The sequence below is a fragment of the Variovorax sp. Root411 genome, assembly GCF_001425205.1.
Taxonomy (GTDB): domain Bacteria; phylum Pseudomonadota; class Gammaproteobacteria; order Burkholderiales; family Burkholderiaceae_C; genus Variovorax.
The window spans coordinates 933,050-955,884 of record NZ_LMDW01000001.1 but is presented as its reverse complement, the minus strand read 5'-3'; the positions used below and the strand labels follow the sequence as shown (position 1 = coordinate 955,884).

Annotated in this window: 28 protein-coding genes; 10 read left to right on the top strand and 18 right to left on the bottom strand. The window is 67.5% G+C overall.

The genetic code is table 11. The annotated features are described in order from the left end of the window. Positions 1-72: 72 nt before the first annotated feature. On the top strand, positions 73-1,290 hold the full coding sequence (locus ASC92_RS04460) for an acyltransferase family protein (protein ID WP_056510769.1): 1,218 nt from the start codon (positions 73-75) through the stop codon (positions 1,288-1,290). Here ASC92_RS04460 and ASC92_RS04455 read toward each other — a convergent pair. Next, entirely contained in the window at positions 1,220-1,654 is a 435-nt protein-coding gene (locus ASC92_RS04455; protein ID WP_056510767.1) for a PaaI family thioesterase, read from the bottom strand. The two genes, ASC92_RS04460 and ASC92_RS04455, sit on opposite strands and share 71 nt — an antisense overlap. Positions 1,655-1,802: 148 nt before the next feature. After that, complete coding sequence (ylqF, locus tag ASC92_RS04450; RefSeq protein WP_056510764.1) at positions 1,803-2,765, bottom strand: ribosome biogenesis GTPase YlqF; 963 nt, start codon at positions 2,763-2,765, stop codon at positions 1,803-1,805. Between the two features lie 209 nt (positions 2,766-2,974). On the opposite strand from ylqF, the gene ASC92_RS04445 reads away from it, so the two are divergent. From ASC92_RS04445 to ASC92_RS04435, 3 genes are all read left to right on the top strand, one after another. Beyond that, positions 2,975-3,589 (top strand): cell envelope protein SmpA, encoded by a 615-nt coding sequence (locus tag ASC92_RS04445; RefSeq protein WP_056510761.1) that lies wholly within the window; start codon positions 2,975-2,977, stop codon positions 3,587-3,589. A 145-nt stretch (positions 3,590-3,734) separates the two neighbouring features. After that, a complete protein-coding gene (locus tag ASC92_RS04440; protein ID WP_007833856.1) occupies positions 3,735-4,163 on the top strand; it encodes a CBS domain-containing protein in 429 nt (142 codons plus the stop codon). Between the two features lie 121 nt (positions 4,164-4,284). After that, the gene (locus tag ASC92_RS04435; RefSeq protein WP_007833857.1) at positions 4,285-4,644 is read left to right on the top strand and encodes an HPF/RaiA family ribosome-associated protein; all 360 of its coding nucleotides are present in this window, start codon (positions 4,285-4,287) and stop codon (positions 4,642-4,644) included. A 6-nt stretch (positions 4,645-4,650) separates the two neighbouring features. On the opposite strand, the gene ASC92_RS04430 is transcribed toward ASC92_RS04435, so the two are convergent. From ASC92_RS04430 to ASC92_RS04400, 7 genes are all read right to left on the bottom strand, one after another. Continuing rightward, positions 4,651-5,100 (bottom strand): MerR family transcriptional regulator, encoded by a 450-nt coding sequence (locus tag ASC92_RS04430; RefSeq protein ID WP_056510758.1) that lies wholly within the window; start codon positions 5,098-5,100, stop codon positions 4,651-4,653. Then, positions 5,090-5,518, bottom strand: coding sequence for a nuclear transport factor 2 family protein (locus ASC92_RS04425; protein ID WP_056510756.1), 429 nt, complete (start codon positions 5,516-5,518; stop codon positions 5,090-5,092). Before ASC92_RS04425 ends, ASC92_RS04430 begins: the two co-directional genes overlap by 11 nt. Positions 5,519-5,618: 100 nt before the next feature. Beyond that, positions 5,619-6,545, bottom strand: a complete 927-nt coding sequence (locus ASC92_RS04420) for an SDR family NAD(P)-dependent oxidoreductase (protein WP_056510753.1) — start codon at positions 6,543-6,545, stop codon at positions 5,619-5,621. A 104-nt stretch (positions 6,546-6,649) separates the two neighbouring features. Continuing rightward, a complete protein-coding gene (locus ASC92_RS04415) occupies positions 6,650-7,033 on the bottom strand; it encodes a response regulator transcription factor (protein ID WP_056511867.1) in 384 nt (127 codons plus the stop codon). Between the two features lie 124 nt (positions 7,034-7,157). Then, positions 7,158-8,714 carry a glutamate--cysteine ligase gene (gshA, locus tag ASC92_RS04410; RefSeq protein ID WP_056510750.1) on the bottom strand — a complete coding sequence of 519 codons (1,557 nt, stop codon included), beginning with the start codon at positions 8,712-8,714 and terminating at the stop codon, positions 7,158-7,160. Positions 8,715-8,866: 152 nt separating this feature from the next. Next, positions 8,867-9,184 carry a putative quinol monooxygenase gene (locus tag ASC92_RS04405; RefSeq protein WP_056510746.1) on the bottom strand — a complete coding sequence of 106 codons (318 nt, stop codon included), beginning with the start codon at positions 9,182-9,184 and terminating at the stop codon, positions 8,867-8,869. A gap of 23 nt (positions 9,185-9,207) precedes the next feature. After that, on the bottom strand, positions 9,208-9,870 hold the full coding sequence (locus ASC92_RS04400; RefSeq protein ID WP_056510743.1) for an alpha/beta hydrolase: 663 nt from the start codon (positions 9,868-9,870) through the stop codon (positions 9,208-9,210). Positions 9,871-10,039: 169 nt separating this feature from the next. Between ASC92_RS04400 and ASC92_RS04395 the strand changes: the two genes are divergently transcribed. Then, complete coding sequence (locus ASC92_RS04395; RefSeq protein WP_056510739.1) at positions 10,040-10,513, top strand: Fur family transcriptional regulator; 474 nt, start codon at positions 10,040-10,042, stop codon at positions 10,511-10,513. A 7-nt stretch (positions 10,514-10,520) separates the two neighbouring features. Here ASC92_RS04395 and zigA read toward each other — a convergent pair whose 3' ends face one another. The 4 genes from zigA to ASC92_RS04375 all read right to left on the bottom strand — a co-directional run bounded on the left by zigA (position 10,521) and on the right by ASC92_RS04375 (position 14,457). Then, positions 10,521-11,714 (bottom strand): zinc metallochaperone GTPase ZigA, encoded by a 1,194-nt coding sequence (gene zigA / locus ASC92_RS04390; RefSeq protein WP_056510737.1) that lies wholly within the window; start codon positions 11,712-11,714, stop codon positions 10,521-10,523. A gap of 87 nt (positions 11,715-11,801) precedes the next feature. Then, on the bottom strand, positions 11,802-12,515 hold the full coding sequence (locus ASC92_RS04385; protein ID WP_056510735.1) for a DUF899 family protein: 714 nt from the start codon (positions 12,513-12,515) through the stop codon (positions 11,802-11,804). Positions 12,516-12,618: 103 nt separating this feature from the next. Next, a complete protein-coding gene (locus ASC92_RS04380) occupies positions 12,619-13,527 on the bottom strand; it encodes an SDR family NAD(P)-dependent oxidoreductase (RefSeq protein ID WP_056510733.1) in 909 nt (302 codons plus the stop codon). A 54-nt stretch (positions 13,528-13,581) separates the two neighbouring features. Then, positions 13,582-14,457, bottom strand: coding sequence for a helix-turn-helix domain-containing protein (locus ASC92_RS04375; protein ID WP_056511864.1), 876 nt, complete (start codon positions 14,455-14,457; stop codon positions 13,582-13,584). 82 nt (positions 14,458-14,539) lie between these two features. Between ASC92_RS04375 and ASC92_RS04370 the strand changes: the two genes are divergently transcribed. Then, on the top strand, positions 14,540-15,181 hold the full coding sequence (locus ASC92_RS04370; protein WP_056510729.1) for a glutathione S-transferase: 642 nt from the start codon (positions 14,540-14,542) through the stop codon (positions 15,179-15,181). Here the strand turns inward: ASC92_RS04370 and ASC92_RS04365 are convergent. Then, entirely contained in the window at positions 15,178-16,080 is a 903-nt protein-coding gene (locus tag ASC92_RS04365; protein WP_056510726.1) for a LysR family transcriptional regulator, read from the bottom strand. The genes ASC92_RS04370 and ASC92_RS04365 overlap by 4 nt on opposite strands. Before the next feature lie 126 nt (positions 16,081-16,206). Here ASC92_RS04365 and ASC92_RS04360 point away from each other — a divergent pair, with 126 nt between their 5' ends. Together ASC92_RS04360 and ASC92_RS04355 are read left to right on the top strand one after the other, a co-directional pair. Further along, positions 16,207-17,523 carry an MFS transporter gene (locus tag ASC92_RS04360; protein WP_056510723.1) on the top strand — a complete coding sequence of 439 codons (1,317 nt, stop codon included), beginning with the start codon at positions 16,207-16,209 and terminating at the stop codon, positions 17,521-17,523. Between the two features lie 37 nt (positions 17,524-17,560). Beyond that, positions 17,561-18,664, top strand: a complete 1,104-nt coding sequence (locus ASC92_RS04355; RefSeq protein WP_056510720.1) for a M14 family metallopeptidase — start codon at positions 17,561-17,563, stop codon at positions 18,662-18,664. Positions 18,665-18,668: 4 nt separating this feature from the next. Here the strand turns inward: ASC92_RS04355 and ASC92_RS04350 are convergent, their stop codons facing one another. The 3 genes from ASC92_RS04350 to ASC92_RS04340 form a co-directional block, all read right to left on the bottom strand. Continuing rightward, positions 18,669-19,466: an enoyl-CoA hydratase/isomerase family protein gene (locus tag ASC92_RS04350; RefSeq protein ID WP_056510716.1), complete on the bottom strand. Its 798-nt coding sequence runs from the start codon at positions 19,464-19,466 to the stop codon at positions 18,669-18,671. Positions 19,467-19,488: 22 nt separating this feature from the next. Then, positions 19,489-19,911, bottom strand: coding sequence for a hypothetical protein (locus ASC92_RS04345; RefSeq protein ID WP_056510713.1), 423 nt, complete (start codon positions 19,909-19,911; stop codon positions 19,489-19,491). A gap of 64 nt (positions 19,912-19,975) precedes the next feature. Further along, positions 19,976-20,248, bottom strand: a complete 273-nt coding sequence (locus ASC92_RS04340) for a DUF2164 domain-containing protein (RefSeq protein ID WP_007833887.1) — start codon at positions 20,246-20,248, stop codon at positions 19,976-19,978. Positions 20,249-20,353: 105 nt separating this feature from the next. Between ASC92_RS04340 and ASC92_RS04335 the strand changes: the two genes are divergently transcribed. After that, entirely contained in the window at positions 20,354-21,550 is a 1,197-nt protein-coding gene (locus ASC92_RS04335; RefSeq protein WP_056510710.1) for a lactonase family protein, read from the top strand. A 32-nt stretch (positions 21,551-21,582) separates the two neighbouring features. After that, positions 21,583-21,795 (top strand): hypothetical protein, encoded by a 213-nt coding sequence (locus ASC92_RS04330; RefSeq protein ID WP_056510708.1) that lies wholly within the window; start codon positions 21,583-21,585, stop codon positions 21,793-21,795. Between the two features lie 16 nt (positions 21,796-21,811). Here ASC92_RS04330 and ASC92_RS04325 read toward each other — a convergent pair whose 3' ends face one another. Further along, positions 21,812-22,720 (bottom strand): DUF808 domain-containing protein, encoded by a 909-nt coding sequence (locus ASC92_RS04325; RefSeq protein ID WP_056510704.1) that lies wholly within the window; start codon positions 22,718-22,720, stop codon positions 21,812-21,814. Positions 22,721-22,835 lie beyond the last annotated feature (115 nt).

Below are 22,835 nucleotides of genomic sequence, written 5' to 3'. Positions count from 1 at the left end.
CCGTCCCCCGGATGAGCCGCGCAGCCGCCACGGGGCCGAGCATCGCGGCTTCTTTGCTTCGAGGAGCTTGCGATGAACATCGCCGCCAACCCGCCCGGCCACCGCCGCCACGACATCGACGCCCTGCGCGCGCTGGCCTTCCTGTTCGTCATCCTCTATCACGTGGGCATGTACTACGTGGCCGACTGGCCCTGGCACCTCAAGAGCCCGCACGCGGCCGAATGGCTGCAGTGGCCGATGCGCATCCTGAACCTCTGGCGCATGGACCTCGTCTTCCTGGTCTCTGGCGTGTCGCTCGGCTTCCTGAGCCGGGGCCAGGGCACCTGGGACCTGCTGCGCAGCCGCGGCCTGCGGCTGATGCTGCCGCTGGCCTTCGGCATGGCGGTGATCGTGCCGTACCAGGCCTATGCGCAGGGCGTGGCCAACGGGCTGGTCGCGCCGGGCTTCGGTGCCTTCCTGCTGCGCTACCTGTCGATGGCCGAACCGTGGCCGAAGCGGGCCTTCGACGGCGCGGAGTTCGGCATCACCTGGAACCACCTCTGGTACCTGCCCTATCTGTTCACCTACACCGCGCTGGTCGCGCTGACGCTGCCGCTGTGGAATTCCGCCGCCGGCCAGTGGCTTCGGCGCGGCTTCAACGGCCTGCGGGGCTGGAAGCTGCTGCTGCCGGTGGTGCCGCTGCTCGTCTTCACCACGCTGCTGGCCTCGCGCTTTCCACCCACGCACAACCTGGTGCGCGACTTCCACCTGCACAGCCTGTATTTCACGATGTTCCTCTACGGCTACTGGATGGGCGTGGACACCGGCGTGTGGAAGGAACTGGAACGGCTGCGCCGGGTGTCGCTCGCACTGGCGGTCGCGGCGATCGCCGCCTTCATCGCGCTGCGGGCCGGCGCGAAGGGCCCGGCGTCCGGCCTGACGATGGACACGCTGCGCATGCTCTACCTGTGGCTGGCCGTCGCGGCCATCCTCGGCCATGCCCACCGCCACCTGAACTGCCCATGGCCCTGGCTTCGCTGGGCCAACGAGTCGGTGTACCCGTGGTACGTGCTGCACCAGACGCTGATCATCGCCGCCGCGAGCGCGCTGGCGCCGCTTGCGCTCGGCCCGGTGCTGGAGCCCGCGCTGCTGGTGACGCTCACGGTGCTCGGCTGCTGGGCGCTGAACGACGGCCTGATCCGCCGCGTGAACTGGCTTCGGCCGCTGTTCGGGCTGAAGCTCAGGCGGCCGGCTTCGGAGAAGCCTCTTCCACCGGAACCAGGATGGCGTTCCCCGTCGCCACGAGCTTGAGCGCATCGTCGCCTGCGCCTTCGGGCTGTGCGTACAGTTCGGACGCAACGAACACCTGCTTGCGCCCGGCCTTCGCCACACGCGCGCGTGCCACAAAGGCTTGACCCACGGCCGGTGACATGAAGTTCACCGAGAAGTGCGACGTCATCACGCGGCCGGCCAGCGTGGCGGCCGCATAGCCACTCGCGGTATCGAGCAGCGCGGAGATCATTCCCGCGTGGAGGAAGCCGGCGTATTGCCCCATGTCTTCCTTGCGCCATTTCATGCGCAGCTCGGCCTCGCCGTTGCCAGCCTGGGTGGCCTCGATGCCGGCCCAGCGATTGAAGGATGCGGTTTCGTTGAGAGCCTTGAAGGTTTCGAGCATGGCGTGTCCTGTGCGTGGCGGGTGTGAGAAGCGGTCAGGCCACTCTACGAACCACGCAGGACAAGCTCCGTCACGCGCGTGACGGGCAGGGTAGCGAACAGTTGCATTGGCGACAGCGGCGCCATGGCAGGCCGGCAGCCGCGCGCTCTCAGGCGTCCTGTTCGGGCGCAATCTCGGGCTTCGGCTTGCCCTTGTGCTTGCGCGCGGCCTTCTTCGCCGCGCGCTCGGCATCGGCCCGCTGGCCATCGGCCAGCCACAGCGCAAACTCTTCGGGCGTTTCGAGCGTGATGCGCCCCAGGTTGCCCGCGCGAAACTCGTGCATCACGATCTCCGCCGCCTTCTGCAGGTTGACGCGGCCCTTGCCCAGCAGCGCGCCGCGCTTGCGGCCGATGGTGTCGAGCAGCGCCTCGTCCTTCATGCCGGCCATGGTCTCGGCGTCGAGCTCCACGAGCTTGAAGCGCGCGGCCACGCCCGCGGCGTAGTGCGTCTTGAGGTAGTCGAGCAGCTCCAGCGCCACCTCCTCCTCGTCGAAGGCGTTGCGCCCCACCGCGCCGCTGGCCGCGAGGTTGTAGCCGCTCTTGGGCACGATGATGCGCGGCCACAGCATGCCGGGCGTGTCCCACAGGTAGAAGTCGTCGGCCAGCGTGATGCGCTGCTCGAGCTTGGTGATGCCGGCCTCGTCGCCGGTCTTGGCCTTGCGCCCGCCGATGAGCGTGTTGATGAGGGTGGACTTGCCCACGTTGGGAATCCCGCAGATCAGCACGCGCATCGGCTTGGCCATGCCGCCCCGGTTGGGTGAAAGTTCATGGCAGGCCTTCACGAGTTGCTGCGCGGGCGTAGTCTGGCTCGCATCGAGCCCGATGGCGCGCGTGGCGGGCAGCGCGTTGTAGTGCGCCAGCCAGAGTGCAGTGCGCGCGGGATCGGCAAGGTCCTGCTTGTTGAGCACCTTCAGCGTGGGCCGCCCGGCCGTGAGTTCGGCCAGCATCGGGTTGGCGCTGGAGCCAGGCAGGCGCGCATCGAGCAGTTCGATGACCACGTCGATGTCCTTCACCCGTTCGGTGATGGCCTTCTGGGTCGCATACATGTGACCGGGGAACCACTGGATCGCCATCGGTTGGCTCTTTCTTTCGCGCTGTCTGGGAATGGGATGGCCGCCGAAAGGGGGCCGGGTGCGCATTGTGAACCGGGAACCTGAACGGGACCTTGTTGCTACGCTTTCGATAGCTGGATGCGGGCATTCTGCCTTCGCTTGGGGCCTGTTCGATCCTAGAATCCGCGCGCTGCCCCGCGCAGCCACTCCAACAACTTCGAGGGAAATCCATGTTCAAGCGCCTTGCCGCTGCCGCCCTGCTGGCAGCCATCGTCGTGCCCGCGACCGTCACCGTCGCCCATGCCCAGCGGCCCTCTCCTCCGCCCGGCCCCATGATCAACGGCTACCTGTGCTGCAACATGCGCACCTACGGCGACTCGATCAGCGACATCAACTACGACGAGCAGGGCACGCGCATCGTCGCGGTGGGCACGCCGGCGCGCATCACCGCGTACGACTTCCGCTGGTTCAACCTGGATCTCGGCGGCAAGCCGCAGCGCATCAAGAACGACTACAGCCGCAACATCCCGTTGCCCGCGTTCGCACAGCGCTATGTGGTAACCGAAGACCCGAAGCAGAAGATGGCGGCCTTCCCGCCCGCCGTGCGCGACGCCATCCTCGCCGTGAAGGTGATGCCGGGCATGACGCGCGACCAGGTGCTGATGGCCATCGGCTACCCGGTTGCCAGCGAGAACCCCAGCCTCGACGCGCCCGTGTGGCGCTACTGGCGCGACAGCTGGTCGGAGTTCCAGGTGCAGTTCGACGAGAAGGGCCTCGTGAAGACGGTGGTGGGCGATCCGGTGGCGTTGAGCCGCATGCTGGCCGCTGCACCCGCCCAGCCATAAGTTCTCGCGCATTGCGCGTGCGTTGCAAACACGCGCAATCCCCTAGGGGGTTTGCATCGCGGAGGCAGTCATCGCCCCTATGATTTGACCGAGTGCGGCGCCCGAGCGTCGGTCGAATCGAAACCCTTTGATGGAGTTACCCGCGATGAAACCCGTCTCCGAACTGCTCAAGCGCCATGATTCCGCAGCATGGCGCACCTCCCCCGACACCAGCGTGTTCGACGCACTGTCCACCCTGGCGCGCTTCGAGGTGGGCGCACTGATGGTGATGGACGGCGAGAAGCTGGTGGGCTTCCTGTCCGAACGCGACTACACCCGCAAGGTCGCGCTGCAGGGCAAGAACTCGAAGGAAGTGAAGGTGCGCGACATCATGACGCCCGACGTGATGACCGTCACCCCCCAGACCCGCACGCGCGCCTGCATGACGCTGATGAGCCAGCGCAAGTTCCGCCACCTGCCGGTGGTCGATGGCGACAAGGTGATCGGCATGATCTCCATCCAGGACCTGATGGACGACATCATCTCGGACCACGAGGCCACCATCGAGCAGCTGACCACGTACATCCAGAGCTGAGCCCCTCTGTGCCCCATTGCGGACCCTGCCCCGCGCATGGGTAGGGAACGGGCCTACGTACCCTGCGGCGCGTCAGGGCGATCAGTGGACTTCCATCCATTCCATCCAGCAGGAATATTGCATGCAGATCCAGGTCAACACGAGCAACGGCATCACGAACAAGGACGCGCTGGAGCGTTGGGCCGACACCGAGATCAAGCAGCACCTGAGCCGTTTCGTCGACGACGTGACGCGCGTCGAAGTGCACTTGAGCGACGAGAACCACGACAAGACTGGCGGCGGCGACAAGTGCTGCGTGATGGAGGCACGCCTGGCGCACCACCAGCCGCTGGCGGTGACGCAGCACGCTACCAGCCTCGACGAGGCCTTCCGCGGCGCGGCCGACAAGCTCAAGCGCTTGCTGGACAACACGTTGGGGCGCTTGCACAACCACCGCGACCGCGGCTCGATCCGCACGGACCCGGGCTTCATCGCGGAGTAGGTCCGCTCACCTGCCCTTGCGCTTCGGCGGCTTCAGGCCGGGCGTTTTTTCGGCGGGAACGAGCGGCGGGCGGTGGCCGCTGGCCATCCATTCGTCGTAGAAGCCGATCTTGCGGTCGACCAGCGACAGCGCCCGCTTCCACTCGGCAATGGTCTCGGTCACGCGCTCCCGGTGCGCGGCGAGCATGTCGCGCCGCTGGCGCAACGTGACCTTGCCCTGCACTGCCAGCGCGGTGTATTCGCGCATCTCGGCAATCGACATGCCGGTGCGGCGCAGCCGCTCCATCAGGTCGAGCCAGCCGACGTGCAGCTCGACGTAGAGGCGCCGGCCACCCTCGTCGCGCGCCACGCCGGGCACGAGGCCCTGCGTCTCGTACCAGCGGATGGCGTGCACCGTGCGGCCGGTGCGCGTGGCCAGCTCGCCGATGTGGAAAGGCGTGCCGCCGTCAGCCGGCATGGGCGGCAACGGCGACCGGGGGCGCCTGCAGCGCCTCCTGGACCAGTGCGGTGTCGAAGTACTCGGTCAGCTCTTTCACCTTGCCTCCTTCGAGTCGGTAGACGTAGCAGTAGCGGTTGTTGTAGCGTTTGCCGGCCTTGGTGGGCACGTCGCCGCTGAACAGCACCACCACGCGGTCGCCCTCGGCGATGATGCGCTCGGTCTTGCTCACGTAGGGCGCCGCGAATTGCGCGAAGAGCGGGTTCAGCAACTCCTCCCGGATCGCCTTCTTGCCCCGGTAGGTGCGCGACCACGGGGTGGTGCCTTCGAGCTTCCAGTTGGCGTCGTCGGCCAGGCTGTCGACGAAGGCCTGGCCGTTGCCCTTGTCCAGCTCGTCATGGATGCGCTGGACCAGGGCCTTGTTGTCGATCGTGTTCATGGCTTGATTTCCTTGGATTGAATGAACCGGATACCCGGAGAATTCATTGGAAATGCTCGAGTGCACTCGAGGTCAAGCGCCATGGACGCCAGGGTGTCGATCAGCCCCTCTTCGCGTTCGCCATGCCCTTGGCGACTTCGTTCGCGCCCTGCGCCGTACCGCTCTGCGGCACAGCCTCGCCTTCGCGCTCGGTTACTTCCGACAGGCGCGCCGCCAGTTGCTCCGGCGTGTCGGCGTCAATGCCCAGCCAGGCGCCCTGCGTCAACGTGATGTGCGCGGCCTCGAAGGTGCCGGCGCCCGCGCACAGGATGGTGCGGTTGGGCGCGTCCTGCGCGGCCAGCACCAGCATCGCGGGCACCACGGCCTCGGGGCGGAAGGCTTCGAGCATTTCCTTGGGGAACAGGTCCTCGGTCATGCGCGTGGCGGCGGTGGGCGCCAGGCAGTTCACGCGGATGTCGTTCTTCGCGCCTTCGATGCTCAAGGTCTGCATCAGGCCCACCAGCGCGAGCTTGGCCGCGCCGTAGTTGCTCTGGCCGAAGTTGCCATACAGGCCCGACGACGAGGTGGTCATCACGATGCGGCCGTACTTCTGCTCGTTCATGAGAGCCCAGACGGCCTTGGTGCAGTTCACGGCGCCCATCAGGTGCACGTCGACCACCAGCTTGAAATCGGCCAGCTCCATCTTGGCGAAGCTCTTGTCGCGCAGGATGCCGGCGTTGTTGACGAGGATGTCGACGCGGCCCCAGGCATCGACCGCCTGCTGGACCATGGCCTGCACCGCCTCGAAGTCGGTGACGGACGCGCCGTTGGCAATGGCTTCGCCGCCTGCGGCCTTGATCTCGTCGACCACCGCCTGCGCGGCACTCACCGAGCCGCCGGAGCCGTCGCGCGCGCCACCCAGGTCGTTGACCACCACCTTCGCGCCGCGCGCGGCCAGCGCCAGCGCATGCTGTCGGCCGAGGCCGCCGCCCGCGCCGGTCACGATGGCCACGCGGCCCTTGAAGTCGATGCTGCTGCTGTTGCTCATGTCTCTCTGTCGCTTTCCTGGGAAGTTGCCGTTGCTCGGGTGCCGCCTCGGGCGGCAGCGTGGCTTTTTACCCCAGAAGGCGTACGACCCCAGTCATGCGCGCGTCACCCGGGAGAGTGCACCTTCTCGCAGAAGGCCACCAGCTGGTCGAGCTCGGCCGACTTGTCGAAGAAGGCATCGGCGCCCAGCGCACGCGAACGCTCGCGCATGTCGGCGGTGGCGTAGTTGCTGAGCACGACCACCTTCTGGTGCGGCGCCCGATGACGGCAGGCGCGAATCACGCCGAACCCGTTGCCGCGCTGGAGGAACAGGTCGATGATGGTCAGGTCCCAGTCGTCCTTGGAGGTGTGCAGGCGCAGCCAGTCGATGGCCTCCTGCTCGGTGCTCGCGGAAGCCACGACTTGTGCCTTGGCCACGTCTTCCAGAAAACCGGCCAGGTTCTCCCGGATCACCGGGCTGTCTTCGACGAGATATGCCTTGAACCGCATGGCGGCCATCTTCGCCCCGGCCTGTTTGCACGCGGTGGGCAATGCGGGTCAATGCCTGTAGGTCATCCGCCACCACCCCTGTCGTCAAGCGAAGGAGGCGCTAAACGAGGACTGAACCAAAGTCCTAAGCGGCAACCGCCATGCGGCCGCGTGCCATGCCCAGGCGCGCGGGCGAGACGTACTGCTCGCGATAAATCTCGAAGGGCATGGTGTCCGCCGCCTCGATGCGCTTCTGCTCCTGGATCGACTCGGCCGTCATGCGCTCGAATTCGGCCTGCTGCGCGGGTGGGAACGGCAGGCCCAGCAATGTGGCGCGGGTCTGCTCGGACTGGGCGCGCACGAAGCCGGTGAAGGAGTTGCCGTGGTCTTTCTCGACGGCCGCAAGCACGCGTGCCGAGGGCAGGCTGTCGGGGTTGCGCAGCGCGGCCCCGGCGGCGCGCACTGCATCGGCATGCGCCGTGCCGCCCTGCGCCGCGTCGAGCGCGGCGGCGATGGGCTGGCACTGCTCGACCAGCTCCAGGCCCCAGTCGGCCAGCGCCACCTCGCGCCCGTTGCGCAGCAGCTTCAGGCCCGGCTCGCGGCCGCGCGCGGCCGTGAGGTGCTGGTTCTGCGCGAGCTCGGCGATTTCCTGCGGCGTGTCGTCGGGGCTGTCGCTCAGCAGGCAGTGCAGCAGGAACACGTCGATAAAGCGCATGGTCTGCGCGTTGATGCCGACGGTCTCGAAGGGGTCGAGGTCCATCAGGCGCACTTCGACGTACTCCACGCCGCGCTCGCGCAGCGCATGCAGCGGACGCTCGCCGGGGTTGATCACGCGCTTGGGGCGGATGGTGCCGTAGAACTCGTTCTCGATCTGCAGCAGGCTGGTGCCCAGCTGGTTGTAGTCGCCGCCGAGGTTGCGGATGCCGATAGCTTCATAGGCCGGCCATGGGCGCGTGAGCGCGTCCTGCAGCGAGGCAGCGTAGCCCTCGAGGCTGTTGTAGCTCACGGCCAGCGAGGCCTGCGCATCGCTCTGGTAGCCCAGGCGGCCCATGCGCAGAGAGGTGCCGTGCGGCATGAACATGCTGCCATCGCCCAGCGGCTGCAGCTCGTGCGGGCGGCCCGCCACGAAGCTCGAACACAGCGCCGGCGAAGCGCCGAACAGGTACAGCAGCAGGAAGGCCTGGCGGCGGAAATTGCGGATCAGCGCGAAGTACTGTTCGCTCGACACGTCGGGCAGCGACCAGTTGTAGTGAATGCCCGAGATGGTCTGCATGCGGCGGCCATAGCGGTGGCTCAGGCCCATGCGGTAGACGCTCTTGGCACGGCCCACATTCGAGGAGCCGTAGCGGCCGATCGGAATGGTCTCGTCGGTCGGCAGGCCGCAGGGCATGCTCGACACCCAGAGGCGCTCGTCGCCGAGCTGGTCGAGCACGCGGTAGGTGAACTGATGGACCCGCGTGAGCTCTTCGAGCGCCGATTCGACGCCCGCATGCACGCCCGTGATGAGTTCGAGCTGCGATTCGCTGAAGTCGGTCGTGATGTGCGGATGCGTGAGCGCGGAGCCCAGGGCGAGCGGATGCGGCGTCAGCGCGAGCTTGCCGTCCGGCAGCGCACGCAGGCTTTCCTTCTCGATGCCACGCCGCATGCCCTTCAGTCGTTCGGCTGAAAGTGCAACCAGCCTCTCCTGCAATCTGTTGCTCATATTGTTATACCCATCGATCTTCTGAGGGGCTGGAAGGTAGCACGGGCGCGTGGCCATTGCTCGTGCAGGGAATCCCTTGCTCCGCTACCCTGTAGTTCGCTATGTTTTTGATAGCTTTCTGCATAGGCAGCGCTGCAGATGGCGCGTAAAGCTCAGGCCCCGGCGCGGCCCGCCGACAGGTCGATCTCACTCGACTCGTAGACGTGGATCTCCGGCGTGCCGTCGGCCATGGCCGCGAGCGCCTTGCCGAAAGCCCGTGATGCATCGACGCGGAAGTGCGCCTGTAGCGCGGCCATGTCGCTCCAGCGCTCCACGAAAGTCAGGCGCAGCGGTTCCTGCACGTCGGTAGCGATTTCGTGCGAGATGCAGCCGGTTTCGGCGCGCGAGCGCAGCACGTGCTCGGTGCTGATGGCGAGCATTGCCTGCAGGGTGTCGGGCTTTGCCAGGGCGTGTCCGATGACCAGAATCATTTTGTTGCCTCCTTCGACAAGGTTCAGCCGAGCACCCGCAGCAGGAAGCTGTTGAGATCGGCGATTTCTTCCATGCACACCGAGTGCGCCATCGTGTATTCGTGCCACTCGACGGCATGGCCCAGAGCGGCCAGCGCGTCGCGCGAGCGCATTGCGGCGGCAAGGGGCACCACGGGGTCCTGCCGGCCATGGGCGAGGAACACAGGCGTTTCGTGGTTGGCTGCGTGCCGTTCGGCCGCCGTGGTAGCCGCGATCGGCAGGTAGCCGGAGAGGCCGACGATGCCCGCCAGGCGCTCGGTGTGGCGCAGGCCCGTCATGAGCGCCATCGCGCAGCCTTGCGAGAAGCCGGCCACCACGATGCGGCCGGCGGCGATGCCGCGGGCCTTTTCATTCGAGATGATCGCCTCGATGGTCGCCTGCGAGCGGCGCAGGCCGCCCTCGTCCTCCTGCGCCGCCAGATCGGGCAAGGCGATGTCGTACCAGGCCGGCATCTGGTAGCCGCCGTTGATGGTCACCGGCATCACCGGCGCATTGGGGAACACGAAGCGCACCGGGCCCACGGCAGAAAGGTCGAGCTCGTTGGCGATGGGCACGAAATCGTTGCCGTCGGCGCCGAGGCCGTGCATCACGATCACCGTGGCGGTGGGATTGGGGGCGGTTTCGATCTCGATGGGGGGACGGGACATATCGGGCAAAGGTATTAGGGAACGCGGATGGCCAGACCTTAGCGCATTCGGCCCTCGTCCGAGGCTCGGAAACGGCTGGTTGGCTGACTTGCACATCGTTGCGTTGCGCACGGCCTGCCGAAGAGGCAGCCCACGGCTCCCCGGAATGCAACACAATGGCGTTTCGCATATGAAGACCATGACCTCGCACCCGAAGCGCCCTCTCGCCGCCCCGTTCGACAGCGAAACCCTGTTGCGCGGCACCGGCCTGCGCGTGACCCGCGCCGCGCAGACCGTGCTCGAACTCATCGAACACAGCTCGCAACCGCTGACGCATGAGGAAGTGGCCGCGGCCTACACCGCGGCCACCGGCGAAGCACCCGACCGCGTGACCATCTACCGCGTGCTCGACCGCCTGGTCGAGGCCGGCCTGTGCGACCGCCGCGTGGGTGCCGACCGCGTCAACCGCTTCTCGCGCCACGTGGAGGCCGAGTCGGGCAACACCTTCGAATGCGACCAGTGCCACAAGGTGCTGGCACTGCCGTCGGACCCGGAGCTGCCGAAGGTGATGGGCCGGCTGGGGCGGGCCTTGCGCAAGCAGGGCATCGACACGCGCCACACCGCACTCACGCTGCACGGCACCTGCGGCGACTGCGCCAGATAGCCTTTGCTCACACGTTCCAAGAAGGGAACGGGTCCGGGAAGTTCGGCCACCACGAAGCACCGAAGCGCATCTCGTTTTCCGTGAGCAGGCAGGCATCGAGCCGCGCGCACAGCGCATCCTCGTCCATGCCGATGCCGATCAGCACCAGTTCCTGCCGCGCATCGCCCGTGGCCGGGTCCCAGTTCTTGCGGATCAGATCCAGCGCGTCCGGGTCGGTCGGCCAGTGCTCGCGCGGCACCGCGGCCCACCAGAAACCCGCCGCGCCATAGCGGCAGGCACCGCCGGCCTGCGACCACGAACCCGCGCGCGTCGCACGGCTCGCGAGCCAGAAGAAGCCTTTGGAGCGCACCACGCCCTCCCATTCGCTTTGCACCAGTTCCCAGAAACGCGCCGGATGGAACGGAATGCGCGAGCGGTAGACAAAGCTGCGGATGCCGTATTCCTCGGTCTCGGGCAAGTGCTCGCCACGCAGTTCGGCCAGCCAACCGGGCGCCTGCTCGGCCTGCTCGAAGTCGAACAGGCCCGTGTCGAGCACACGGTCGAGCGCGACGCGGCCGAATTCCGACACTTCGATGCGCGCACGCGGGTTCAGGCTGTGCAAGATCGCCATCAGCCGCTCGCGCTCCTCGGGCGTGACGAGGTCGGTCTTGTTGACCACCAGCACGTCGCAGAACTCGATCTGCTCGATCAGCAGGTCGACCACCGTGCGCGTGTCCTCGTCGCCCAGCGACTGGCCGCGCTGGCCCAGGCTGTCGGCCGAGCCGTAGTCGCGCAGGAAGTTGAAGGCGTCGACCACCGTCACCATGGTGTCGAGCCGCGCCACGTCGGCCAGGCTCTTGCCGTCTTCGCCGGCGAAGGTGAAGGTCTCGGCGACGGGCAGGGGTTCGGAGATGCCGGTGGACTCGATCACCAGCTGGTCGAAGCGCCCCTCCTTCGCGAGGCGGTTGACCTCGACCAGCAAGTCTTCGCGCAAGGTGCAGCAGATGCAGCCGTTGCTCATCTCGACCAGTTTCTCGTCGGTGCGCGAAAGCTTGGCGCCACCGTCGCGCACGAGTGCCGCGTCGATGTTGACCTCGCTCATGTCGTTGACGATGACCGCCACGCGCCGGCCTTCGCGGTTGTGGAGGATGTGGTTCAGCAGCGTGGTCTTGCCGGCGCCGAGAAATCCGGAGAGCACGGTAACGGGGAGGCGGTCGGCCATGTGGGCAGTCTCCATAGATGCAACAGAATTGCATTATATGGAACAACGCAACTGTGTTGCGTTTTAATACTTCACGAGGCCAGACGCTCAATAGGCAAGCTTCGGATACCAATCCGTCCCGCGCCCTTCGGGCGTCATGTCGAGCAGGTTCCAGATCGGCATCGCATCGGGCGCGCCGCGCGGGTCCTGCCCCGGGTCCGAAGTTCCGAAGCCCATTTCGCCGCCCCAGAAGTGGCGAATCGTCCGGCCCTCGCGCCGGAACACGTTGAATGCCGGGTTGTCGCCGCTGTCTGGCGTTTCGCCGGCATAGTCCCGGTTGAAGGTGTTGCCGCCCGATGAATACAGCGGGAGGTAGCGCCAGCCGCGCTCGGTGGCAAAGGCCGTCATGCGCTCGATCGGCGAAGTGGCCACGACCGCGAACGCCACGCGCTGCAGGATGTCGGGCATCTCGCCGTCGTAGGCGCTCAGCAGCGAGGTGCACATGGGGCACGGACGCTCGCGTTTCGGGCCATACATCCAGTTGTAGGTGATGAGCGTGCCGTGCTTGCCGAAGAGTTCGGAGAACCTGACCGGCCCGCCGACTCCCTGAAACTCGTAGTCTTGCGGCACCTCGCCGCCCGGGGGCAGCGCGCGGCGCATTTGCGCGACGCGTTCGATGCGTCGGCGCAAATCGATCTCCTCGGCAAGGAGTTCCGTGCGAGCCCGCCGGTAGGCGACGCTCTCGCCCGGGAACCGGACGGAATTGGAATGGGCAAGCCGGCTGGCGGATACCAGTTCGGCGGCTTCGGCTGGAGCAGACATGGCAGGTCACCTCCTGGGGTGATTGAAGAATCGACCTGCATGGTGCACCCGCGCGCGGACCGTTGCCGGTACGCGCTTTTCCCCGGTCGGGCGCGAACTTGTCCTACGGCCCGGCCGACATCTCGAAAGCCGCGACCTGCCTTCCGTCGATGTCGGTGAAGCCGTACTCGCGCGCCAGGTCGGCCACGCGCAACACTTCGCCGGTTTTCTCCAGCACCTTCGCATCGCCCGCCAATGCCGCGACCGCCCGCCCCAGGTAGCGTGGCGATTCGGTGCGCGCCAGCTCGGGCCGCTGTGGCCAGTGCGCCTCGTCCGTCTTGTGGCCCGCGAGCACGAACTCGGTGCGCATCCAGCCTGGAGACACGGCGACCGAGGCAACGCCGTGCGGCTTCAGCTCCTGCGCGATGCCGAAGGCCAGCCGCGTCATCGACGCCTTGGCCAGGTCGTAGAAGAGATTGCCGCGCAGGTAGTGGCCGCGGTCCCAGAAGGTGGTGGTGACGATCAGCCCCCTCTTGCGCCGCACCATCAGCGGCGCGGCGCAGCGGCTCGACACGAGGTGGTTGCGCACGCCGCGGTCGAACATCGCGTCCCAGTTGGCGAGCGGGTGCTCCCAGAACGGCGCGTCGAAGACGCCGCTGAAGGTTTCGTGGCCGCCCCAGGCGTTGTTCACGAGCAGGTCGAGGCGGCCTGCCTCGCGCTCCACGCGGGTGAAGAGCGCGGCCACTTCCTCTTCGCTCGTGTGGTCGCATCGCACCGCGATGCCGCGCCCGCCCTGGCGCGTGACCTCGTCGGCGGTGTCATCGATGCTGCCGGGCACCACGGCCATGTCCGACAGGGCCAGCAACTGGCCGTAGGTATCGGCGGGCTTTTCGCGCGTGCTGCGCCCGGTCACATACACGGTGGCGCCGGCCGCGCCCAGCTCGACCGCGATGCCGCGCCCCGCGCCCCGGCTCGCGCCTGTGACCACCGCCACGCAATCCTTCAGCGGGCGATTCGTGTTCTCGTCCTTCATTCGATGGGCTCCTTCGATCCGTTTTGCATGAGAGCGGATGAAGATAGTCCGCCCTCAGCCCGTCGTCTTGGAAGAAACCGAAACCGCCCGGCCCATGAACTCGGTGGGCGTGACGCCGCACAGCGCGCGGAACTCGTTGACCATATGCGACTGGTCGTAGAAACCGCCCTCAAACGCCACGTCGGCCCAAGCGGGCGACGGCCGCAGGCGCAGCGCGCGCAGGCAGCCGTGCATGCGCGCGAGCCGGCTCCACGTGCGCGGCGAAAGGCCTACATGGGCATGGAAGAGCTGCTGCAGGCGCCGCTCGCCAACACCGACCGCGGTTGCCACCTCGCGCAATGGCCGCCGTCCGTCGGATGCCGTGATGAGCCGAACTGCATGCATGGCGGCGGCTGCGTTGCCCGCAGCGGTGCCGCCGCCGCGAAGCCGGCGCTGCAAGGCTGAGTGCAACAACACCACCCGCGCCGCTTCGCCCCGCGCCTCGGCCATGCGCTCCAGCAGTTCCGCGCCTTCGCCACGCCACAGCGTGTCGAGATGCACGGCACTGCCTCCGATCTCGCCGGCCGGCAGTCCCAGCAGCGCGGCGGCAGCGCCGGGGCGCAAGGTGAGGGCGAGCCCCTCCACCTTCCGCCGCATGCGCACCACGACTGGTGCAGCCGAAGCGCCGACGGCTTCCACCGCATGCCCTTCCCTGCCATCGGCCGACGGCGCATCACCGAAGTTGAAGACCAACCGCGCCGCACCATCGGGCAGCACGCGTTCATTCACCTCATGGCCTTCGGCAAAGGTCTCGCGGTACAGCAGGATGTGCGAGACATGGCCGCGCAGCGCGGCTCTCACCGGCAGCGCGCGCAGCGTTCCTGCGGGCACGCTCGATTCAGGCCCGTGCAAGGGGTCGTCGTCGAGCCGGAGGAAGAGGCGTTCGCCCATGCGGCGATTGTGTGGAAAAACCCGCTGCCGCGCGAGCGCTCCACCGTGGCTGAAAATCGAACGCTTCGCCTGTCCGCTGCACATGCCCGTTCTCTATTCATTCCGCCGCTGCCCCTACGCGATGCGTGCCCGCCTCGCGCTGGTCGCCAGCGAACAGCCTTGCAAGCTGCGCGAGGTGGTGCTGAAGAACAAGCCCGCCGAGATGCTGCGTGCCTCGCCCAAGGGCACGGTGCCCGTACTGCTCACCGAAGACGGCAAGGTGCTGGAACAGAGCCTCGACGTGATGCTGTGGGCCCTGCGCCGCAACGACCCGCGGCGCTGGCTGGAGCCCGGCACCGGCACGCTGCAGGACATGCTCGCGCTGGTCGCCGCCTGCGACGACGACTTCAAGCCCCAGCTCGACCGCTACAAGTATCCCGACCGGCATGCGGATGGCGGAGAACCCGCCCGCGAGCGCGGCGCCCAGTTCCTGCGCGGCCTCGAAGCCAGGCTGTCGGCCACGCCGCATCTGGCCGGCGCCCACGCAACGCTGGCCGACGCCGCCGTCATGCCCTTCGTGCGCCAGTTCGCGATGGTCGACCCGGCATGGTTCGATGCCCAGCCCTGGCCCCGCCTGCGAACATGGCTGTCAGGCTGGACCGCCTCGGACCTGTTCGAGCGCGCCATGCACAAGTACGCGCCATGGAAGACCGGCGATGCCGGCATCGACTTTCCTCCAAACTAACCGCCCATCGCCGCCACGGAGGCCCGCTGGATGCATTCGACGAAATGCTGCGCGGCCGGCGTCAGCAGCTGCCCACGGCGCTTGATGACACTGACGCTGAGCATCGGCAGCTCCTCCTCGACCTCCACGCGCCGGATGCCGTGGCGCTTGAAGGCCAGCGTCGCCAGCGGCTCGACGAACATGCCGACGAGGTCCATCTGCCCGACCAGCGCCAGCGCCACCGTGACCGACTGCCCCTGGATCACTCGCGGGGGCGGCGGCAGGCCCAGTGGCAGCAGTGGCGACATGGCATCGCGGCCGCTGAAGTGGTCGTCACCCGGAAGAATCCACTCGGCCTTGTGCAGTTCGCGGATCGAGCGGCTCGCGCGCAGCGGGTGGCGCTCGCGCAGGCCCACCACCAGCTTCACCGGAAAGAGCTCCATGGCCTCGAACTGCGGATCGAGCCGGCCCGGCACCACGTGCGCCACCGCGAAGTCGAGCGAGCCCTCGCGCAGGCGCGCCAGCATCCAGGGCAGCACGGTTTCGCTGAACTGCACGTCGACCGCCGGCAGCCGCGCATGGAAATCCTTGAACGCAGCCGGTAGCACCGTGAGCGCGAACGAGGTGCTGACGGCCAGCGAGACCTTGCCCGTGAGCCCATCGCGGATCTGCGCGATCTCGTCGCGTGCGCGCTGCATGTCGGCCAGCAGCAGCCGCGCGCGCGGCGCAAAGGCCTTGCCGAACTCGGTGAGCCGCACGCCCTTGACGCTGCGCTCCACCAGCGGCGCGCCGACCTCGCGCTCCAGCTCCCGCACGATCTTGGTCACGGCCGGCTGGGAAATGCCCAGCACGCGGGCCGCGGCACGGATGCTCATCTGCTCGACCACCGCCACGAAGGCGTGCAACTGATTGGGCTTCATGACAACCAAAAGTTATCTTTGACGCCCAATTATTGTCTTTTCATGACAGCGGCGAGTCTCTAGCATCCGGCGCGATCGAAGGCATACCTTCGACCGACACCTTCGAAAAGCAAACACTGGAGAGACATGAGCAACCCAAGCAACCCGCCTTCGTCATCCGCACGCAGGCGCCAGACCATCGTTGCCACCACCATCGGCAACGGGCTGGAGTTCTTCGACTTCACCGTCTACGGCTTCCTGGCGCTGGTGATCGGCAAGCTGTTCTTTCCGACCTTCAACTCGTACGGCCAGCTGCTGCTGACGGTGGCGAGCTTCGGCGTGGGTTTCATCATGCGGCCGCTGGGCGGCATCGTCATCGGCGCGTACGCCGACCGCGCGGGCCGCAAGAAGGCCATGACGCTGACCATCTTCCTGATAGCGCTGGGCTGCGCGCTGATCGCGTTCACGCCCACGTATGCGGCCATCGGCGTGGCGGCGCCCGTCGTCATCGTGCTGGCACGGCTGATCCAGGGTTTCTCGGCCGGCGGCGAGGTCGGCGCTTCGACCACGCTGCTGGTCGAGCACGCCACGCCCGCCAACCGCGGCTACATGGCGAGCTGGCAGTTCGCGAGCCAGGGCCTGGGCGTGATGCTCGGTGCCATGGTGGTGGGCGGGCTCACCTTCACGCTCACGCCCGAGGCGATGCAGAGCTGGGGCTGGCGCGTGCCCTTCGTCATCGGCATGCTGATCGCGCCGGTGGGCATGTACATCCGCCGCCACCTCGAAGAGTCGCTGCACATCTCGCCGGAGGAAGCCGCCGCACCGCGCGAGAGCAGCCTGAAGATCGTCTGCACGCGGCACGGCCGGACGGCGCTGGCCGCCATTCTTTCGCTGGTGGGCGGCACCACGGCAGCCTATGTCGTGAACTTCTACATGCCGACGTATGCGGTGCGCGAGCTGGGCCTCACGCCATCGGTGGCGCTGTTCGGCGCCGCGCTCACCGGCCTGATCTCGTTCGCGCTCGCGCCCTTCGTAGGCAGGCTGTCTGACGTGGTGGGCCGCAAGCCGCTCATCCTCTGGAGCCGCATCGTGCTGGCGATCCTGATCTACCCGGGCTTCCTGTGGCTCAACGCCTCGCCCACGCCCACGGTGCTGTTCACCGTGCTCGGCGTGCTGAGCATCGGCCTCGTGGTGCAGACGGTGCCCGGCATCACGATGCTGCCCGAGATGTTCCCGAAGGCGGTGCGCGCCAGCGGCATGTCGCTGGTGTATAGCGTGGGCGTGGCGCTGTTCGGCGGCTTCGCGCCCTTCATCAGCACCTGGCTGCTCAACGCCACCGGCAGCAAGCTCGCACCGGCGTGGTACCTGGTGGCGATGACGCTGGTCTCGCTGCTCGGCCTGCTCTGGCTGCGCGACCATACCGGCCGCGACATCGATGCCGCGGGCGCCCACGCGATGGCCTGACGGCTTTCCATCTTCAAGGCACAGGAGCCCTCATCTCATGCAAGCACAACCCACCGCCGCCACACGCTTTTTCTCGGGCACTTATGTCGAAGCCCGCGCCAAGTTCCTCGAGGCCGCCGCGCAGCGCGGCGCGGCCGTCGAGTCGTTCGTGCTCGAAGCGCACCGCGGCGCGCTCGGCGAAGAACTGGCCACTGACGTGGCGCTGATCGGCGCGATCGACGCGAAGAAGGTCCTGCTCGTGAGCTCGGGCACGCATGGGCCCGAGGGCTTCTGCGGCTCGGGCACGCAGATCGCCACGCTCAACGACGCCGACCTGCTCTCGCGGCTGGAACAGGCCGGCGTCTCGCTGCTGCTGGTGCACGCGATCAACCCGCACGGCTTTTCGCACCTGCACCGCACGAACGAAGACAACATCGACCTGAATCGCAACCACATCGACTTCCATGCGCCGCTGCCGGTGAACGCCGAGTACGCCGAGGTCGAGCCACTGGTGCTGACCGCGACCTGGCCGCCCACGGCCGCCGACGAAGCGGCTGTGGCCGCCTACGTCGAAAGGCACGGTAAGCGCGCGTTTCGCGCGGCGGTTACCAAGGGTCAGTACGCATCGCCCGACGGCCTGTTCTACGGTGGCACCGCGCCCTCGTGGAGCAACAAGACGATCCGCGCGATCCTGCGCAAGTACGCCGCGTCGGCCACGCACCTCGGCTGGATCGACATGCACACGGGCCTCGGTCCCTACGGCCACGGCGAGAAGATCTACCCGGGCCGCAACGCGCCCGAAGACCTCGCGCGAGCCCATGACTGGTGGGGCGCCGACGTGTTTGCGCCCTTTGCCGGCGACTCGGCCTCGGCCGACGTATCGGGCCCCGTCATTTCGACCGCGTACGACGAATGCCCGAACGCGAAGATCGCGCCGATGGGGCTGGAGTTCGGCACGCTGCCCGACGGCGAAGTGCTCACGCGCCTGCGCGCCGACACCTGGCTGCGCCGCCACCCCGAAGCGCCGGAGATGCAGAAGCGCGAGATCCGCGCACAGCTGCGCGACGCGTTCTACTGCGACAACGACGAGTGGAAGGGAATGATCCTGGGCCAGACACGCGTCGTGCTGCTGCAGACGCTGCAAGGTTTGCGCAAGGCCTGACCTGTCAGCCGAAGTTCGGCGCGCGCCGTTCGCGCAGCGAGGCCACGCCCTCGCGCACGTCGGCGCCCGCGAAGCCCATGAATTCGAGCGCCAGCGAAGCATCGAAGGTCGGGCCGGCCTGGCGCAACCAGTTGTTCAGCGCGTACTTGGTCAGGCGAATGGCGCTCTGGCTGCCGGCCGCGAGCCGGTCGGCCACCTCGTAGGCGCGCGGCAGCAGGTCGGCCTCCTCCACCGCAAGCGACACGAGGCCGATGCGCTCGGCCTCCTCGCCGCTCACCGGCTCGCACAGCAGCAGGTGGTATTTGGCCTTGGCCATGCCGCACAGCAGCGGCCACACGATGGCTGCATGGTCGCCCGCCGCCACGCCCAGGCGCGTGTGGCCGTCGACGATCTTCGCGTTCTTCGCGGCGATGGAAATGTCGGCCAGCAGCCCCGCCACCAGCCCCGCGCCCACGGCCGGGCCATGCATGGCGCTGACGATGGGCTTGTCGCAGTTGATGATGTTGTAGACGAGGTCGCGCGCCTCGCGCCACACGCGCTGGCGCACCACGTCGTCGGTGGTCATGTCCTGCACCATCGCGAGGTCGCCCCCGCCCGAGAAGCCCTGGCCCTCGCCCCGCAGCACCGCGCAGCGTACGGACTCGTCGGCCGACACGTCGCGCCAGATTTCGGCCAGCTCGCGGTGGCCGTCATGGCCCGCCGTAGGCAGCTTGCCATTGGCGGCCCGCATCTGGATGTCGAGCACCGCGCCATTCGCACCTCGGCGCGTGATGGCGAGGGTCTGGTAGCGGGCGTAGTCCATGGCGGGTGTCTCTTTCTTTCGTCTACTTTTTCGCGGCCGCTTCGCGGCAGCGCTGCACATTGGCATCGAAGCGCGAGGCCAGCCCCGGTTCGCACTCCTCGGAAGGCGTGAGCCTGCACATGCCGACGACCACGTAGTCCATCACCGCCGACGTGCACATCGGGTAGGCCGCGAGATCGGGGTTGGCCTTGACCTTGAAGCCCCAGCGTTCCGAGAACTGCACCGTGCGGACCATCGCGCCATGGAAGAAGCTGCGGTCCCTCGCGGCGATGGCGGCTTCCATGCGGGGCAGCTCCTCGTTCAGGTAGCCGACCGAATCCAGCGGAAAGCTGGACGGCTCCTGCTGCGCGGTGGCGATGGACGCGGCCAGCACGAAGGGCAAGGCGGCAAGGGCGCGCAGAACGGGAGTGAGCGCGGAACGGGGGGAGGTGCTGTGGAGATGCATGGCTTCGAATTCTGCAACGTTTTGAAGCACTCCTGAATGCGCGGCGATGCGCGGGCGCGACGCCCTACCTTCCCTTCTTCTGCTTGTCGTACTTGCGCCAATACTGGAATTCGTCCTCGTGCACTTCGAGGTCGACCTCCGAAATGCGCGATTGCAGGCGCTCCTGCACATCCGCCACGGCCTTGTTGTAGACGAGCGGGCCGACCTCTTCGAGGAAGAAGCCAAGCAGCGCGCCGGCCGCGATATTGCCGATCGGCTCCTCCATGTTCTCGCGGAAGTAGCGCTCGATGGAGGTGATGGCCTGCTGGCGCGCTTCCTTCGGTATCTCGATGGTCATGTGGGCCCCGGGGAGTGGATTGATCGATTGTGCCGGGCGCGGGTCTGGCGACGAAGCCACGCCGTTCGCTACCATGCGCGCACAACAACACCGGAGACAGACAGCATGAAGTTCCGCCCCGTCGCACTCGCGGCCCTCACCCTGGCCGCCCTTGCAGCGCTTTCCGGCTGCACGAACATGACGCCCACCGTGCCGCAGCGCCAGCTGATGCTGGTCGCCAACGACGAGAAGCAGTCGTGGAACGACGCCGGCGTCGTGGCCCTCGGCCCGATGGGGCGCGACACGGTGCAGGTGCTCGACATCGGCACCGACCCGCTGGCGCCCAAGGTACTGGGCACGCTGCAGCTGGACAACACCATCGCCGGGCCGCCGACCAACCTCGCGATCACGCCCGGCGAAACGCTGGCACTGGTCGCCAACTCGCTCAACGTGGTCGAGGAGAACGGCGCGCGCAAGCAAGTGCCCGACAACCGCCTCTTCGTGATCGACCTGACCACCACGCCGCCCAGGCTGCTCGACACGCTGCAGGTCGGCAAGCAGCCCTCGGGCCTGTCGATCAACCGCGCGGGCAACCTCGCGCTGGTGGCCAACCGCGCCGACAACTCGGTGAGCGTGCTGCGCATCGCGGGCAAGAAGGTGACGCTGGTCGACACCGTGGCCATGGGCGATTCGGTGGCGCACGTGCGCTTCACGCCCGACGGCAAGCGTGCGCTGGCGGCCAAGTTTCCGAGCCACAAGATCGCGCTGCTCGACGTGAACGGCGAGAAGGTCAGCTACGGCAAGGTCGACCTCGCGGCGGGCCTGTGGCCCTACAACGTCGACGTGACGCCCGACGGCAAGCTCGCGCTGACGGCCGACAACGGCAACTCGGGCGCCTCCGACGGCCAGGTCGACACCGTGAGCGTGATCGACCTCGAAGCCGCACCGCCGCGCGTGGTCGACAAGGTGGTGGTGGGCGACGGACCCGAGGGCCTGGCCGTGAGCCCGACCGGCCGGCATGCGGTGGCGGTGATCCTGCGCGGCAGCAACGCGTCGAAGAGCGCGTATTTCTACAACCGCAACGGCTCGGTGGTGCTGCTGAAGATCGACGGCAAGAAGGTCACGCGCGCCAACGAGGTGGAGGTGCGCGGCCTGCCCGAAGGCGCGGTGTGGAGCGCCGACGGCAAGTACCTCTACGTGGGCAACTTCATCGACCAGGACATCACGATCCTGCGGCTGGACGGCGACATGCTGGTGCCGACGGGCAAGTCGTTCCCGCTGCAGGGCCATCCGGCCGCGATGCGCGGGACAATGACGCACTGATCGATCCACACTCCCCGAACGAAGAACAAGCCATGGCGCACCCCAAACGACAACTCCGCACGCTCGAACGCGGCATCCTCTGCCTCGTGATCGGCGCCGCCGTTCTGCTGGGGCCGCGCTTTCTCCAGGGCACGCGCTGGTTCGAGATGGTAGCCGGGGCCTATCTCGTCGGCTGGTTCGCGGTGGTGCTGGGCGTGGCGTTGATCGTGGTCGAACTGGTGAAGCGCGGCAAGCCACGCCAATAGCCGGCAAACTGGCCTCTCAGGCCTTCTTGCCGCGCAGCTTGCCGACCAGTTCCACCACGGCCAGCACGACAGCGCCGGCCACGAGGCCCACGCCGGCATTCGCGCCCATCGAGCCCAGCGTGCCGAACACACCGCCGGTGGCCTTGGCCCAGTCTTCGACCGTATGGCCCAGCGCCGGCACACCGTGCACCAGGATGCCGCCGCCCACGAGGAACATCGCGGCCGTGCCGGCCACCGACAGTGCCTTCATGAGCCAAGGCGCCGCAGCCAGGATGCCGCGGCCCAGGGCGCGCGATGCGGCGCTGGCGCGCTGGCTCAGGTAGAGACCAGCGTCGTCGAGCTTCACGATGCCTGCCACCAGGCCGTAGACACCGATGGTCATGATCAGCGCGATGCCGACCAGCACGCTCAGCTGTGTCGTGAAAGGCTGGCCCTGCACGGTGCCCAGCGTGATGGCGATGATCTCGGCCGAGAGGATGAAGTCGGTGCGCACCGCGCCCTTGATCTTGTCCTTTTCCATTGCCACCACGTCGACCGAGGCGTCGGCCACGGCCTTCTCGTGGCGCTGGGTGTCGGCGTCGTGCTCCTTCTTGTGCAGGAACTTGTGCGCGAGCTTCTCGGTACCTTCGAAGCACAGGAACGCACCGCCCACCATCAACAGCGGCGTCACCAGCCACGGCAGCCAGGTGCCGATGGCGAGCGCCGCGGGCACGAGGATCGCCTTGTTGACGAACGAGCCCTTGCACACGGCCCAGACCACCGGAATCTCGCGCTCGGCCTTGACGCCGGACACCTGCTGCGCATTGAGCGCGAGGTCGTCGCCCAGCACGCCGGCTGTTTTCTTGGCGGCGACCTTGGTGAGGACCGACACGTCGTCGAGAACGGTCGCAATGTCGTCGAGCAGCAGGAGCAGGCTGGTGGCCATGGGCAAGGTTCGGGCTGAAAAAGAAGCGGCGAGCTTATCCGCAGCCGCCAACCGCCCCTTGCAATAACCGTACGCGGGCGCCTTGAACGGGAGCCGGCATGCGAGTTCGCCGGCG